At 59.2% G+C, this 14,691-nt stretch carries 16 protein-coding genes; 10 read left to right on the top strand and 6 right to left on the bottom strand.

All coding sequences use genetic code 11. From position 1 onward, the window contains the following. Positions 1 to 151: 151 nt before the first annotated feature. Positions 152 to 535, top strand: a complete 384-nt coding sequence (locus ACR0ID_RS14230) for a hypothetical protein (RefSeq protein ID WP_267363718.1) — start codon at positions 152 to 154, stop codon at positions 533 to 535. Here the strand turns inward: ACR0ID_RS14230 and ACR0ID_RS14225 are convergent, their stop codons facing one another. Further along, positions 536 to 1,636 (bottom strand): cystathionine gamma-lyase, encoded by a 1,101-nt coding sequence (locus ACR0ID_RS14225; RefSeq protein ID WP_480606373.1) that lies wholly within the window; start codon positions 1,634 to 1,636, stop codon positions 536 to 538. Between the two features lie 3 nt (positions 1,637 to 1,639). After that, the gene (locus ACR0ID_RS14220; RefSeq protein WP_480484157.1) at positions 1,640 to 2,482 is read right to left on the bottom strand and encodes an LOG family protein; all 843 of its coding nucleotides are present in this window, start codon (positions 2,480 to 2,482) and stop codon (positions 1,640 to 1,642) included. 79 nt (positions 2,483 to 2,561) lie between these two features. On the opposite strand from ACR0ID_RS14220, the gene ACR0ID_RS14215 reads away from it, so the two are divergent. From ACR0ID_RS14215 to dapD, 3 genes are all read left to right on the top strand, one after another. Then, positions 2,562 to 3,473 (top strand): threonine/serine dehydratase, encoded by a 912-nt coding sequence (locus tag ACR0ID_RS14215; protein ID WP_480554992.1) that lies wholly within the window; start codon positions 2,562 to 2,564, stop codon positions 3,471 to 3,473. Positions 3,474 to 3,517: 44 nt separating this feature from the next. Next, positions 3,518 to 4,117 (top strand): GntR family transcriptional regulator, encoded by a 600-nt coding sequence (locus ACR0ID_RS14210; protein WP_480517915.1) that lies wholly within the window; start codon positions 3,518 to 3,520, stop codon positions 4,115 to 4,117. Positions 4,118 to 4,226: 109 nt separating this feature from the next. Beyond that, positions 4,227 to 5,054 (top strand): 2,3,4,5-tetrahydropyridine-2,6-dicarboxylate N-succinyltransferase, encoded by an 828-nt coding sequence (dapD, locus tag ACR0ID_RS14205; protein ID WP_480474194.1) that lies wholly within the window; start codon positions 4,227 to 4,229, stop codon positions 5,052 to 5,054. A 282-nt stretch (positions 5,055 to 5,336) separates the two neighbouring features. Here the strand turns inward: dapD and ACR0ID_RS14200 are convergent, their stop codons facing one another. Further along, positions 5,337 to 5,672, bottom strand: a complete 336-nt coding sequence (locus tag ACR0ID_RS14200) for a cupin domain-containing protein (protein WP_480606369.1) — start codon at positions 5,670 to 5,672, stop codon at positions 5,337 to 5,339. Between the two features lie 116 nt (positions 5,673 to 5,788). Between ACR0ID_RS14200 and ACR0ID_RS14195 the strand changes: the two genes are divergently transcribed. Further along, positions 5,789 to 6,133 carry a hypothetical protein gene (locus ACR0ID_RS14195; protein WP_480474192.1) on the top strand — a complete coding sequence of 115 codons (345 nt, stop codon included), beginning with the start codon at positions 5,789 to 5,791 and terminating at the stop codon, positions 6,131 to 6,133. On the opposite strand, the gene ACR0ID_RS14190 is transcribed toward ACR0ID_RS14195, so the two are convergent. Further along, positions 6,130 to 7,188 carry a transporter substrate-binding domain-containing protein gene (locus ACR0ID_RS14190; RefSeq protein ID WP_480606366.1) on the bottom strand — a complete coding sequence of 353 codons (1,059 nt, stop codon included), beginning with the start codon at positions 7,186 to 7,188 and terminating at the stop codon, positions 6,130 to 6,132. The two genes, ACR0ID_RS14195 and ACR0ID_RS14190, sit on opposite strands and share 4 nt — an antisense overlap. A 210-nt stretch (positions 7,189 to 7,398) precedes the next feature. Between ACR0ID_RS14190 and dapE the strand changes: the two genes are divergently transcribed. Genes dapE through rnr form a run of 3 tightly spaced genes read left to right on the top strand, consistent with a single transcriptional unit; the run spans position 7,399 to position 11,423 of the window. Beyond that, a complete protein-coding gene (dapE, locus tag ACR0ID_RS14185; protein WP_480474190.1) occupies positions 7,399 to 8,538 on the top strand; it encodes a succinyl-diaminopimelate desuccinylase in 1,140 nt (379 codons plus the stop codon). A gap of 3 nt (positions 8,539 to 8,541) precedes the next feature. Next, positions 8,542 to 9,117, top strand: coding sequence for a TIGR04282 family arsenosugar biosynthesis glycosyltransferase (locus tag ACR0ID_RS14180; RefSeq protein WP_480517911.1), 576 nt, complete (start codon positions 8,542 to 8,544; stop codon positions 9,115 to 9,117). Positions 9,118 to 9,164: 47 nt separating this feature from the next. Beyond that, a complete protein-coding gene (gene rnr / locus ACR0ID_RS14175; RefSeq protein ID WP_480606362.1) occupies positions 9,165 to 11,423 on the top strand; it encodes a ribonuclease R in 2,259 nt (752 codons plus the stop codon). On the opposite strand, the gene ACR0ID_RS14170 is transcribed toward rnr, so the two are convergent. Both ACR0ID_RS14170 and ACR0ID_RS14165 read right to left on the bottom strand, forming a co-directional pair. Continuing rightward, positions 11,414 to 11,800: a DUF1801 domain-containing protein gene (locus ACR0ID_RS14170; RefSeq protein ID WP_480606360.1), complete on the bottom strand. Its 387-nt coding sequence runs from the start codon at positions 11,798 to 11,800 to the stop codon at positions 11,414 to 11,416. The two genes, rnr and ACR0ID_RS14170, sit on opposite strands and share 10 nt — an antisense overlap. After that, positions 11,797 to 12,495, bottom strand: coding sequence for a glutathione S-transferase family protein (locus tag ACR0ID_RS14165; RefSeq protein WP_480555001.1), 699 nt, complete (start codon positions 12,493 to 12,495; stop codon positions 11,797 to 11,799). Before ACR0ID_RS14165 ends, ACR0ID_RS14170 begins: the two co-directional genes overlap by 4 nt. A gap of 84 nt (positions 12,496 to 12,579) precedes the next feature. Between ACR0ID_RS14165 and ACR0ID_RS14160 the strand changes: the two genes are divergently transcribed. Further along, the gene (locus tag ACR0ID_RS14160) at positions 12,580 to 13,293 is read left to right on the top strand and encodes a helix-turn-helix transcriptional regulator (RefSeq protein WP_480484146.1); all 714 of its coding nucleotides are present in this window, start codon (positions 12,580 to 12,582) and stop codon (positions 13,291 to 13,293) included. 62 nt (positions 13,294 to 13,355) lie between these two features. Further along, the gene (locus ACR0ID_RS14155) at positions 13,356 to 14,672 is read left to right on the top strand and encodes a lytic murein transglycosylase (RefSeq protein WP_480606357.1); all 1,317 of its coding nucleotides are present in this window, start codon (positions 13,356 to 13,358) and stop codon (positions 14,670 to 14,672) included. The last annotated feature ends 19 nt before the right edge of the window (positions 14,673 to 14,691 follow it).

Genomic DNA, 14,691 nt, shown 5'->3' with positions numbered 1-14,691 from the left:
CGCGGGTCAGGGCAGGTCTGATCTTGATGAATGTGTTCTACCACGTGTTTTCAACGGGTCAAAAGGAAGAGGCGATTGAATTGTCTCGAAAAAACTCAGAAGCCTGCTAATATCTTCATATTTCTGATTGTAGATAGACGGAGGCCATCCCATGTCGCGCAGAATCAAATCCGCTTTGGCCCTGCTGGCTGGCAATGCCATCGGGCTGTTGCTGGCTTCGCTGATACTGTCCGGTTTCGCGATCAAACCGATCTCTTTTATCGTGGTTGTGATCGTTTTCACTGTCGTTCAGGTGATCGCCGAGCCCTTGATACTGAAGCTTGGCGAAAAGAAAGCGCCAGCGTTGAAAGGCGGGATTGCCCTGGTCGTAACATTTGTGGGCCTGCTGGTGACCGACCTTATCGCGTCGGGGCTGACTGTTGGTGGTATCTCGAACCTACTGGCGGCGACGCTGCTTGTCTGGCTGGGGGCGCTGATCGCCAGCGTGGTACTGCCGATCTACGTGTTCAAGGACCTGCGTGCCGCGAAGAAGTAATCACAGCGCGTTCAGGCTGGCCTCGATCGCCTGCCACAGTTCGTCCACCGGTTCGCATCCAACGGACAGGCGGATGAAGGCCGGGTCGACGCTATCGCCCCAGCGCGCGCGGCGCTCGGCCGAGCTGTGAACACCACCAAAGGAGGTGGCGGGGCGCAAAAGCGGGCAGGTGTTGATGAAGGCTTCGGCCTTGTCTTCGCTTTCCAAAGTCAAGGATAGCAGAAATCCGAACCGTGCCGTTTGTGCCTGCGCCAGTGCGTGTGATGGATCATTGGCCAGTCCGGGATAGCGGACCTGTTTGACCGCTGGGTGACCTGCCAACCGTTCTGCTATTACCTGAGCCGAGTTGCACATCCGGTCGAACCGGACATCCAGCGTTTCCAACCCGCGATGCAGCAGCCATGCCTCATTCGGTCCGGGGATCGAGCCGGAGACCTTCCGCCATTCCTCGACCCGTTCCATGATGTCACTGTTGCGGCTGGCCACATGGCCCATCAGCATGTCGGAATGCCCGCCCATCGCTTTGGTGTCGGACGACACGACCACGTCGATGCCCAAATCCAACGGGCGCTGACCCAACGGCGTCATCGTCGTATTGTCGGCAATCGTCACCCCGCCAGCAGACCGCACCTGTTCGGCTGTGGCTTTCAGGTCAATCATGTCCAGACCAGGGTTCGAAGGGCTTTCGACGAACACAACGTCAAACCCGTCAAAACCACTTGCGGCAAACGCAGTGGTCGGGCGCTCTTCAATTGTCACGCCAAGACGCGAAAGGAACCGGTCGGCCAGCAGACGGGTGACATAGTACCCGTCCGAAGGAATCAGAAGGCGCGACCCGGCTTGCACAGTTGCAAAAAGAGCCGCAGAAATTGCGGCCATCCCTGAAGGAAAACTGAGGCAAGGCGCGTCTTCCAGATGGGACAAAACATGCTCAAGATGTACCCAGGTGGGGTTATCGACACGGCCATAGGTCGGGTGACCGTCCGGCGCGCCCGGCAGATGGAACATGCTGCTTTGCGTCAGTGGAAGGGCGACGGGTTCGCCTTTTGACAACGCGTTGCCACGTAGGTGGAGCATTTCGCCTGTCTTTGGGGGTTTCATCGCTCAGCGCCCCGGAATTTCGTCGCGGGGCGGGGCGGGTTCCCAGTTCTCGATGATCTCGGCCGCCTCCTGCGCGGTATCGACAAAGCGGAACAGGTCCAAATCCTCCTCCGAGATCGTACCGGCATCCGCCAGTGCGTCCCAGTTGATAACCTTCTCCCAGAACGCGCGGCCAAACAGCAGGAATGGCACGCGATCCATTCTGCCGGTCTGGATCAGGGTCAGGGATTCGAACAGTTCATCCAGCGTCCCAAACCCACCGGGAAAGATGGTGATGGCGCGGGCGCGCATCAGGAAGTGCATTTTGCGGATCGCAAAATAGTGGAAATTAAAGCTGAGCTCTGGCGTCACGAAACTGTTTGGCGCCTGTTCGTGCGGAAGCACGATGTTCAGCCCGATCGAGCACCCGCCCGCTTCGTGTGCACCGCGATTGCCAGCTTCCATCACACCGGGGCCGCCGCCAGTGACGATCACATTCTCGCGGCAGCCGGTTTCTTTTGATTTTACGGTCATCAGCCGGGCAAACTCACGCGCCTCATCATAATATTTTGAGAGGCTGGCCAGAGTCTCTGTCCGCGCGGTGTGCTTTTGCGAGGGTTCGGGAATGCGGGCGCCGCCGAACATTACGATGGTCGACGCGATCTCACGCTCGGTCATGATCATTTCGGGTTTCAGCAACTCAAGCTGCAAGCGTACAGGGCGCAGCTCGTCCCGGCACAGAAACTCGTCATCCGCGAAAGCCAGACGGTAGGCCGGAGAGCGTGTTTGCGGTGTGTCCGGAACCTCTTTCGCGGTCGAGCGGTCGGTCTGCGCATCGCGAAACGGACTGTGACGGTCTTCTCTCATCGGTGATCGATCCCTGCTTGCGTGTTTGACAAACAGCTATAGGGTTCGCGGGCAGAGTGCCAGTCACGGAAAGACGAGAATGAATTGGAAAAGTGAAATATCGGCAGCACGGGACCGCATCGCGGGATATGCGCAAGTGACCCCGGTTATGGAAAGCAACATTCCCGGCTATCCGGTTGAGCTGAAACTCGAGCACATGCAGCATACAGGCAGTTTCAAGGCGCGGGGTGCGTTCAATACGCTGCTCAGCTCGGATGTGCCGCCCGCGGGTGTGGTCGCCGCATCCGGTGGCAATCATGGTGCGGCGGCGGCTTATGCAGCGCAGACGCTGGGTTATCCTGCAAAGATATTTGTGCCGGAACTGGCAGGCCCTTCCAAGATCGCACTGATCCGGCAAACCGGCGCCGACCTGAGCGTTGTTTCCGGTGAATACGCGAACGCGCTGACCGCAGCGCAGGAGCATGAGGCGACGACGGGGGCAATGCAGATCCATGCTTATGACGCCCCGGCCACGGTGGCTGGGCAAGGAACCTGTTTTGCGGAATGGGACGCCCAGGGCTTGCAGGCGGATACGGTACTGGTCGCTGTTGGTGGCGGCGGGCTGATCGCCGGGGCGCTGGCCTGGTTCGGTGGCGCGCGCAAGGTTGTGGCGGTCGAGCCGGAAACGTCCTGCGCGTTGAATGCAGCGTTGCGCGCTGGTGAGCCGGTTGATGTTTCCGTGTCGGGCATCGCCGCAAACGCGCTGGGCGCGCGGCGGATCGGCGAAATTTGTTTTGAATTGGCACAGGGTATGAGTTCGGTTCTGGTGTCAGACGATGCCATCGCGGCGGCACAGCAAGCGCTTTGGCGCGCGCATCGCATTCTGGTAGAGCCTGCGGGCGCGACCGCATTGGCCGCCTTGACCTCGGGTGCGTATCGACCTGAACCGGGTGAGCGCGTGGCCGTTCTGGTTTGTGGTGCAAATATCGCGCCGGACCCGTTCGCTGAGTGAATTATCGGGTTGTGGATGTGGATGGTGGATTTTATCTATAATCCATGACTGCAATGATCTCCGACACGATTTACCAAAGCCTCAGCCAGCGGATCATCACCGGAGAATTAGCGGCCGGTGAAAAGCTGCGGCAGGACCATATTGCCCGAACCTTCGATACCAGCCATGTTCCGGTGCGCGAAGCCTTGTTGCGGCTTGAGGCGCATGGGTTGGCCCGGCATGAACCGCGCAAGGGAATGCGTGTTACAGCGTTAGACCCGGCAGAGGTTCGGGAGGTGATCGAAATGCGTGTGGCCTTGGAAACGCTGGCGTTGCAGCAATCGATACAAAACATGTCTCCGGTCGCGTTGGAAAAGATCGAAAACGCACGCATCGCCTGTGACGAGGCACAGTCGATGCCGCAATGGGAGGCTCTGAACAGAACGTTCCATCGCGCCATCCTGACACCTTGCGGGCTGCCTCGGCTTTTGCACGCAATTGACGATCTGCATATCGCAAGCGCACGCCATCTGTTCGCGCAATGGCGGTTGAAATGGGTGCAGCGGGCTGACACGGATCATGCGGCCATTGCGCGAGCGTTGAAGCGCAAGGAAATGGCCACAGCAACGGCGATCCTGACCCGCCATATCCGGCGCGCAAGCTGATGACCCTGAGCCTCAGACGCAATTGGGCTCGTCTACGTCGCATTGCGCCATGGGTCGGGCTTGCGTATAGGCCAAATCAACGTGAACAGATTCTGTAGGGAGACACCCCATGTCCAACGCGCAACTGGAAGCCGCCATCGAAACCGCCTGGGAGGCACGCGAGACCATCACGCCCGCCACCACAGGCGAGCAGCGCGAGGCGATCGAGGATACGCTGAATGCGCTGGACAGTGGCTCGTTGCGCGTGGCGGAAAAGCTGGAATCCGGTGACTGGCACGTAAACCAATGGGCCAAAAAGGCGGTTCTGCTGGGCTTCCGTATCAAGGACATGGAAATCCAGCCGGGCGGTCCGCAGGACGGCGGCTGGTGGGACAAGGTGGACAGCAAGTTCGCCGGTTGGGGTGAAAACCAGTGGCGTTCTGCCGGGTTCCGCGCGGTTCCAAACTGCGTTGTCCGCAAATCCGCTTATATCGCACCGGGCGTGGTGCTTATGCCGTCTTTCGTGAACCTTGGGGCCTATGTTGACGAAGGCACGATGGTTGATACCTGGGCCACCGTCGGATCCTGCGCACAGATCGGCAAGAATGTGCACCTGTCGGGTGGCGTTGGTATTGGCGGAGTGCTTGAGCCGATGCAGGCTGGTCCCACCATCATTGAAGACAATTGCTTTATCGGCGCGCGCTCGGAAGTGGTGGAGGGATGTATCGTCCGCGAAGGCTCGGTTCTTGGGATGGGCGTGTTCATTGGTAAGTCCACCAAGATCGTGGACCGCGAAACCGGAGAAGTCATGTATGGCGAGGTTCCGCCCTATTCGGTTGTGGTCGCGGGTTCCATGCCGTCGAAGAACAATGTCAGCCTCTATTGCGCGGTGATCGTGAAGCGGGTTGACGAAAAGACCCGCTCGAAAACGGGCATCAACGAATTGCTGCGGGACTGATCGTTCTGATTAACGCGCAAGGCCGGGGCATAACTGCTCCGGCCTTTTGTTTTTTGGGTCAGGTCGGTTGAACCAGATACGAGGTTCGTGGCCGTGATCAGGCTTGAAGTGCTGCTTAGCGGTTCTCGCCCTGCATGGCTTCCACTTCTGTGCTTCCTGTTTTTATCTCAGCACTTTCGGTTTCACCGTCGCCGCCGGATTCAACTCAACAGTTTTTCGGGCCGGAGGCCTTCAATCAATGAGGGAGGTCGAGACTGGCGTTCACTGAGTCTCTCACCCAGCTTATCCCTTGATCGGATATCGGTCCGGTTCCTCGAAAACATCGATTACCCGCGTGCCAGCCTTGATTTTGCCGCCATGTTCCACGCCCGATGGGATCGAATAACTGTCGCCCGGGCGGTAGGTCCGGGTCTGCCCGTCGATGGTCAATTCAATCTCACCCTCCACCACTGTGCCCCATTGGGCTTTGTGAGAATGTAAGGGCAATTCGAAATCCTGAAGAAACGTGAAGAACGCCACCAATCCTGCATCCGACCGGATCACGGCCGTTTGCACCACGTCGTCGGGGAACGGTACGTCGAGGCTGGGAAATCTCGTTATGAAATCTGGGTAGGGCATGAAGGCGTCCTTTGGTATCCGGGATCGGTTTATTCTGGGTACTATGGGCGCAAGGCGGGGCTCCTGCAATTGTTGGCTGCTTGACCGCGAACCGGCGCGGGGCTATGGCCCGGTGCATGGAGAAGCAAAAGAAACCCTCACGTCAGCAAGTCTATACCCTTCTGGTCCAGATTGGCCGCAAGGAGGGCGACGGCCTGCCTGATGGGGCGACCGGCGCGGCACTGATGTGTTATGCCAGCGGCGTGGATGAGGCCGAGGCCGTGCGTGAGACGGTTGCGATCCTGAAGCAGGCAGACACCGCACCGCTGGATGTTACCGGATATGGCACATTGGCCGAGCGTGAAGCGCAAGGCCACGATATCGAGCCGGACGAACGTGCGCTGATGCAAAGAGCATTGGATGAAAACGCAGTGATCGTCGCGCAGATGACACCGTTTTTCGAAGACGAAGCACAAGCTTAGTTTCGCGACCCGAACCACTTGCGATAGATTTCGTCATAGGTTCCGTCTTCGCGCAGGCCGAGCAATGCCTGGTTAACATCCTCGACCAGCGGTGATCCGGTCGGAAATGCGATGCCGTAATTCTCGCGCAGGAAGACGCCACCTGTCATCGATGCAATCCGCCGCCCTTCATGAGCTGCAAAGTAGGACAGGATCGGCGCGTCGAACACGACGGCATTCAGTTCTTCGGCTTTGAAGGCGTCCAGCATCTCGTTCAGTCCGGGGTAGCCGGTGAATTCGATCTCGCGCCGGTTCAGAAAGCTCGCCGCTGTAGACCCCGAGATTGTCCCGACATTCTTGCCGTAAAGGTCGTTCACCGAATTCACGCTGCCGGTAATCGCGTCCACCGTCATGACCGAGGTGATGCGGGCGGTAAACACCGACACGATGAACAAGGATGACACCACCAGGGTAACCCCCAGCATACGACCGAACGGTGTTCGCGGCATTCGTTCTTCGAACCCGCCATTCACAACCAAATTGAGTGCCCACCAGAACGATGGGAACCACGCCTCGTTAAGGTTGCGGTCGAAATAGGGTTGGGCACGGCGTTCAAAGCTCCACATCAGCATGCCGCCACCGAGGAGAATGGCAAAGGCCAGCCCGATAGCGATGAAAAGTTCTTTCGATAGCAGAGCCTGCAAAATCGAAGGCTTTCGTACCGCGTCCGAGGGCACCATGATCTGAAGACCCGCTTCAAAGATCGGCTGAGAGAAGTCCATTTGCGTTTCGCGCAGGGCGGTGATCGAGATATTGGCGATGGCAAGGTCTGCAGATCCGCTCTGCACGGCACCCAACATGTCAGAAAACGCGTCGACGCGGTTGACCGTGTAGTCCCAGTTCAGAGCCTCGGCCAGGGCCGCCAGCAAATCCATGGAAAAACCGGTTTCATGGCCGCCCTCGACATAGGAAAACGGCGGGCGGGTCACTGTTGTGACCGAAAGGGACTGTGCCAGGCTCTGCTGTGCGATGACGGCGAAAGTCAGGCAGATCAGTGCGAAGAGGACGCGCTTCATATTCAATTCACCTGTTTCGCGGCCCTGTAACGCGAATTTGTGGCGGGCGGCAAGGTGGTCGCAGGGTAAAGTTCCATGTTTTATTGGGGTGCCGCTTTGACATCTACATATTCGGATGACCGTTTTTTTTACGGATTGGGGTTGGAAAACCGGCCAAATCGTTGAATCTGTGCGCGAACCCGCGTCAGACACAGTTACAGAGGTCCCCGCATGACTGATCCCGTCCAATTGACAGCCGAACTGATCCGTTGCCCTTCGGTCACACCTTCAGAGGGCGGAGCACTTGTTTTGCTTGAGACAGTGCTGTCGGAGGCAGGTTTCGAATGCACGCGCGTCGATCGCGGCGGCATCAGTAACCTGTTCGCGCGTTGGGGGCAGAAAGGTCATGCGCGTAGTTTCGGATTTAACGGTCACACAGACGTCGTCCCTGTCGGCGACGAAGCTGCCTGGACTGCGCCGCCCTTCGGGGCCGAAGTGCGGGATGGTGTGATGTATGGGCGCGGTACTACCGATATGAAATCCGGTGTTGCGGCTTTTGCGGCTGCCGCAATGGATTTCGTGCGTGACACCCCGCCGGATGGGGCAATTGTTCTGGCGATTACTGGTGATGAGGAAGGCGATGCGTTGGACGGCACCACTGCGCTTCTCGATTACATGGAAGGCGCGGGTGAGCGTATGTCGGTCTGTCTGGTGGGTGAGCCAACATGCCCGAACAAAATGGGTGAGATGATCAAGATCGGTCGCCGGGGCTCAATGACTGCGTGGTTTAAGATTACAGGTGTGCAGGGACATTCGGCTTATCCCCATCGGGCCAAAAACCCTCTGCCCGCCATGGCGCGGCTGATGGATCGGCTTGCCAGCCATGAACTGGATCAGGGCACGGACCATTTCGACGCCTCAACACTGGCTGTTGTCACCATCGACACCGGAAACGCCGCAACCAACGTGATCCCGTCGCAATGCAGCGGCGCGGTCAATATCCGCTTTAACGATCTGCATTCCGGGGCCAGCCTGAGTGACTGGTTGCAATCAGAGGCGGATCAGGTGGCAGCCCAATACGGTGTCGACATCGGTGTCACGATCAGCATATCGGGTGAAAGTTTTCTGACCCCACCAGGGCCTTTGTCGGATCTGGTGGCCAAAGCGGTCGAAGCCGAAACCGGCGTTACGCCTGAACTGTCGACAACCGGCGGCACCTCGGATGCGCGCTTTGTCAAAAACCATTGTCCGGTGGTGGAGTTCGGCTTGGTCGGACGCACGATGCATCAGGTGGACGAGTGCGTTGAGGTTGTGCAGATCGAGCAACTCAAATCGATCTATACCCGTATCCTGACGGATTATTTCGCCTGATCCATGCAGCGCACATTGGTGATCATGGTCAAGGAACCTCGACCGGGCCGTGTCAAGACGCGGCTGGGGCGTGATATCGGCATGGTTGGTGCCGCGTGGTGGTTTCGGCACCAGACCCGCGCTTTGATCCGAAAGCTGCGTGACCCTCGCTGGCAGATCGTGCTGGCCGTGTCGCCCGATGCAGAAGGTCTTGCAAGCCGTATCTGGCCCGTTGATCTGCCGCGCGCGCCGCAGGGGTCCGGCGATCTGGGGGACCGGATGAGACGGATGTTGCGCGGAATGCCCAAGGGGCCGGTTTGCCTGATCGGAGCGGATATTCCGGGTATTTCGCGTGCACATATTGCCCGCGCTTTTGGAGCGCTTAGGCGAACCCAGATGGTGTTCGGCCCCGCGCCGGATGGCGGCTATTGGCTGGTCGGTGCGCAGCGCTATGGCGCGCTGCCCGCAGGTCTGTTCCACGATGTGCGCTGGTCCACAGAACATGCATTGGCCGACACACTTGCCTCAATCCCAAACTGCCGTGTGACCCTGCTGGACCAGCTGCGCGATGTGGATACGGTCGCTGATCTGAAACCCTGAGGTTTTTTGGTCATGACGCGGTCGCAAACGCGTGCTACGCCGGAAGCATGACTCGCATCCCCACCAAGCAGGAGGTCCTTGACTGGATCTCGGCGAACCCCACCCTGACCTCGAAACGCGACATCGCCAAAGCCTTTGGTATCAAGGGCGCGGATCGCATTGACCTCAAGCGCATCCTCAAAGAGCTTGAGGCCGAAGGACATCTTGAAAAACGCAAGCGCAGCTATCGCGATCCAGACCGTCTTCCACCTGTCAGTGTCTTGCAGGTGAAGGCCCCGAATGCCGATGGTGATCTGTTTGCCCGTCCACTGGAATGGCATGGCGAAGGCGTCGAGCCCATCGTTCTCATCATCGCGCGGGCCAGCGACCCGGCCCTGGGTGAGGGTGACCGCATTCTGGCCCGCCTGACCGTCGTGCACGAAGAAGATCACAATTACGAAGCCCGCCTGATCCGCCGAATCGGGACCAACCCGCGCAAGATCGTGGGCATATTCCGTAAAGGGGCCGAAGGGGGCAGAATCGTTCCTATCGACAAGGCAGGCCAGACTGAATGGCTGGTTGCCGATGGCGCGGTGCATGGTGCCAAAGACGGCGAATTAGTCGAGGCCGAACAGGCCGGGCCGAAAAACCGTATGGGCCTGCCGCGCGCGCGCATCGTTGAACGGCTGGGTGATCCGACCGCGCCCAAGGCTGTTTCGCTGATCGCGATCCACCAGCACGGTATCCCGGATGACTTTCCCGACAAGGTCATTGCAGAAGCAGACAATGCCAAACCCGTTGGCCTGAAGGGCCGCGAGGACCTGCGGGACATGCCGCTGCTGACCATCGACCCTTCGGATGCGCGCGATCGTGATGATGCCTGTTACGCGCACGCGGATGAAGACCCCAAGAACCCTGGTGGACATGTGATCTGGGTCGCTATCGCCGATGTTGCTGCTTATGTGCTGCCCGGCTCGGCCCTGGACCGCGAGGCGCGCAAGCGGGGCAATTCAAGTTATTTCCCTGACCGTGTGGTCCCGATGCTGCCTGATCGGCTGTCGGGTGATCTGTGTTCCCTCCATGAAGGCGTCCCGCGTGCCTGTATCGCTGTGCGGATGCAGATTGACGCGGACGGTAACAAGATTGGTCATCGTTTCGTGCGGGGGTTGATGCGTTCGGTCGCGTCGCTGAACTATGCCGAAGTGCAGGAGGCCATCGACGGCAACCCGAACGACCGCACCGGGCCATTGCTGGAGACGGTCTTGAAACCGCTTTATGCCGCCTATGCCGCGCTGAAGAAAGCGCGGGCTGTGCGACAGCCGCTGGAACTGGACCTGCCCGAGCGTAAGATCGTGCTCAGCGAAACGGGTCATGTTGAAAGCGTGGCGTTCCGTGACCGGTTGGATGCGCATCGGTTGATCGAAGAGTTCATGATCCTCGCCAATGTCTCGGCTGCGGAGACACTGATCGCCAAGCGCCGTCCGCTGCTGTTCCGCGTGCACGAGGAACCCGCGCCCGAGAAACTGGAAAGCCTGCGGGAAACGGCGCAGGCTGCCGGATTGAACCTCGCCAAGGGGCAGGTGCTGCAAACCCGCCACCTGAATGCGCTGCTGAACGCCGCCGCCGGGACCGAGGATGCGGAACTGATCAACCTGACCACTCTGCGGTCAATGGCACAGGCATATTACAACCCAGAAAACTTCGGCCATTTCGGGCTGGCGCTGCGGAACTACGCGCATTTCACCTCTCCTATCCGGCGCTATGCCGATCTGGTCGTGCATCGGGCGCTGATCTCGGCCCACGGTTGGGGCACGGACGGTTTGACAGAAGACGAGATTACCCGGCTCGAAGAAACGGCCACTCATATCTCGGACACCGAGCGCCGCTCGATGATGGCTGAACGGGACACGACTGACCGCTATCTGGCCGCGTATCTGAGCGAGCGGGTCGGCAATGAATTCACAGGGCGGATCAGCGGAATTGCCCGGTTTGGTGCTTTTGTCAAAATGGACGAAACCGGTGCGGATGGCTTGGTTCCGGTGCGATCACTTGGGCGCGAGTTTTTCCATTTCGACCGCGAGGCCGGGACACTTATGGGGGCGGACACGGGGCTGACTATCGCCATTGGTCAACGTGTCACCGTTCGACTGACCGAAGCGACACCAGTGACCGGCGGGTTGGAGCTGGAGCTGCTGTCCATTGACGACCAGACCCTGCCGCGCGGACAGGGGCCAAAAGGGCGATCATCCCGGCGCAAAGCGATCAGCACCAAGCGCAAGAAGGACAAGATCAAGCGCAAGGTCGAACGCAAACGCCGTCAGAGGTGATAGGCCAACGCCCGGGCAATCAGCCATCCGTGGCGTGTTGGATCGATTTGTGTAGTGTCATCAAACAGAACGGCACGGTTCCCATCTATCTGGTCCTCGCCCGGAAAGGCGTATGTGAAATCGCTTATCAACCGGGTTTGGCAGTGCACAAACAAGGCGAAACTTGCCGACTTGTGCGCGCCCAGCCGGATCGTTGACCCCTTGGGCGCAAGATAGGCGGGCTGACCCCAGCGCAGTTCCTCTTGCACCGTGGGGGCGGCAGGCAGAGAGGCTGCCGTGTCAAACACAAGCGCCCGCAAGGCCAGAGCCCCCGCACGGGTTTGCGGGGGCAGGGCTTCAAAGGCCGAAGCGACCAAAGGGTTTTCAAAGGGTTTCATGCAATTGGTATCGCCTGTTCCAACCGATCCACGTAGCTGTTTAGCAGGTTATCCTGTTTGATCCGGCGGGTCAGGGGGGTGTCCGCAGGTGTGGCGCGCATCGCGGCAAGCATTGGACCAACGCTCATGTCAGCCGATGTCGGCCGGTCCCCAAGCAGGAAAGAGGATTGCCACAGATAGGCCGAGATCGCCTCGAGGTCACGTTCGATCCGGTCCAGCCGTTCGGACAGCGAAAATCGCCCGATTCCCTGTGACGTAATTCCCTTCAGAACGGATTTCCGGATCGCATTGGATGCGGGTTTTCGGATCAAAGCCGGAATTCCGGTAAAGAACGTATCGCGTAAGATTGGCCAGACTTGGTCATTGCCCCAGCGATCCAGAACGATGTGAAAATACAGATGCTCTTCGGCCATGCGCACCAGGGCGCGAGACTGCGCCTTTTCGACATCCGTCAACCCTTTGTCGAAATCCGCGCCCTGCTGTTCCAACCAATCGCGGATCAGGTCGCTGTCCGGGACCAGGCGTTCCGGCGTCCGCAAAACGGGCAGCTTCTGGTGGGGCATCTTACGGGGGTCAAGCATGTCCGAGCGCTGCCAGGTCTGGCCGGACTGCTGAAGCATCAATGCTGTCTTGACGCAGAAGGGGCTGGCACTGAACAGGCCGAAGGCAGAGGGGAAGGTGAGAAGGGTCAGCATTATAAGGCTCCGTGTTATGGGGTGCTGACTGAGTATCGGGGCCTAATGACAGTTTCTGTCATTAGGGATAAGCTATAATACATCATGTCCCGCACCGCCCGTTTGTTCCAACTGATGCAAGCCCTGCGTTCTGGCCCTTCGCCCAGAACATCCGAACAGTTGGCGCAGGATTTGGGTGTTTCGGCCCGAACAATTCATCGGGATATTGATGCATTGCGCGGACTGGGTGCCGTGATCGATGGCGAAGCGGGGTTTGGCTTTACGCTGATCGAGGACGCAACCCTGCCCCCATTGGGGTTCACTGATGATGAGCTTGAAGCGTTGGTTCTGGGCCTGCGCGAAGTTCAGGTGATTGGCGATCCGGCTTTGTCGGGCGCAGCGGGCACGGCCCTGCGGAAACTTCAGGGACGCTTGCCGCAACGCCAGTCCCACCGGCTGAGCCATGCGGTTCTGGCTGCTACGCGGTTCAACCGCCCGCCTGAACCCACGATTGACGTGGCCACTCTGCGGCAGGCGACGTGGGATGAGCGCGCGGTTGAGTTTTTCTATACGGACGCGAAAGGCGATGCTACGCACAGGCGCGTCAACCCGTTGAGCATCGTCTATCTGGATCACTCGAACGTGTTGTTGGGCTGGTGCCACCTGCGACAGGATTTCCGCGTTTTCCGGTTGGATCGCTTGCAGGACATGTCAGTGACGGAACAAAGTTTCAGGCCGAACCGCGTGCCCCTGCTGCGCGAAGCATTGGAACGCATTCGGGCAGAGCGTGCCGCGCAGGAGCGTGAGGCGAACGTCTGAGCTCTTTGTGAATTTCCGATTTTGCGCTACCCTGTGGTCGAGCAGTAATCAGGAAAAACGGAATGCGAAAATGCGTAGGCGGCGTCATGACCGTCGCATTGTGGGCATCCATAGTGCAGGCGGAAACAACAGAGAACACCAGATGGGCAGACAGCGGGATATCGCGCGATGCGCTGCAACTGGTTTCGGCGGATGTGACCGTATCAATCCGTCCGGTCCCGCGCCCGATGATTGAGGCCTTGCCCGTGGCTTCTGCGACAGCAGCGCGGTTTCAGACCTGGCTCGGCGCGTTTCAGGGCCGCGCGCGACGGCAGGGCATTTCGCAGGGAACACTGACTCAGGTGTTTTCGGGCATGAGCTATGACGAAGATGTCCTGGAACGGGATCGTGATCAGGCGGAGTTTTCGAAACCCATCTGGGAGTATCTTGAGACCGCAGTTTCGGAAACGCGCCTGTCGAATGGGCGCGCCGCCCTGCAGCGGCATCGGCAGGTGTTGAACCGGATCGAGGCTGAATACGGCGTTGAAAAAGAGGTGGTCACAGCCATCTGGGGACTTGAAACCTCTTTCGGGTCTTATCGCGGCAGCAGTCCAACGCTTCGTTCATTGGCGACGCTAGCCTTTGATGCGCGGCGGGCACAATTCTTTGAAACGCAGTTGGTCGCTGCCCTGCGGATTGTGCAGGCTGGTGATATCAGTGCCGGCAACATGCTTGGCAGTTGGGCGGGCGCAATGGGGCATACGCAATTCATGCCCACGTCATATCTGGATCACGCGGTAGACTTCGACGGTGATGGCAGGCGCGACATCTGGTCGGATGACCCGACGGATGCGCTGGCTTCGGCGGCGTCTTATCTGGCGCGGCAAGGTTGGACGAAGGGTCAGCCGTGGGGCGTGGAGGTGCGTCTGCCCACGGATTTCGATTACGCCTCAGCCCGTCGTGATTTTACGCTGATGCCGTCCGAATGGGCTGCAAGGGGTGTCGTGGCGCGGGATGGCACCGTCGTGCCGGATCATGGGAAGGCCGCGATCCTGCTTCCGGCTGGAAGTCAGGGCGTCGCGCTGATGATTTTTGACAATTTCAACGTGATCGAGGCGTATAACGGGGCCGATGCCTATGTGATCGGCATCGGGTATCTGTCCGACCGGCTTGCGGGGGGCGCACCGTTTCAATCTGACTGGCCGCGCGGCGATCGGGTGCTGAGCTTTGCCGAGAAAAAGGAACTTCAGACACGTCTGACGGATGCGGGCTTTGACACAAAGGGTGTCGACGGGCGCACTGGACCAAATACGATCAACGCGGTTCGAGCGTATCAACTGGCGCAAGGGTTGGTCCCGGACGGATACCCCACGCCAAACCTGCTGGAGCGGTTGCGATGACAAAAAAAGGCGGCCCATA

The organism is Ruegeria sp. AL2 (genome assembly GCF_056540845.1).
Note: the sequence above shows the minus strand (reverse complement) of the source record. Positions and strands in the feature narration are given on the sequence as shown.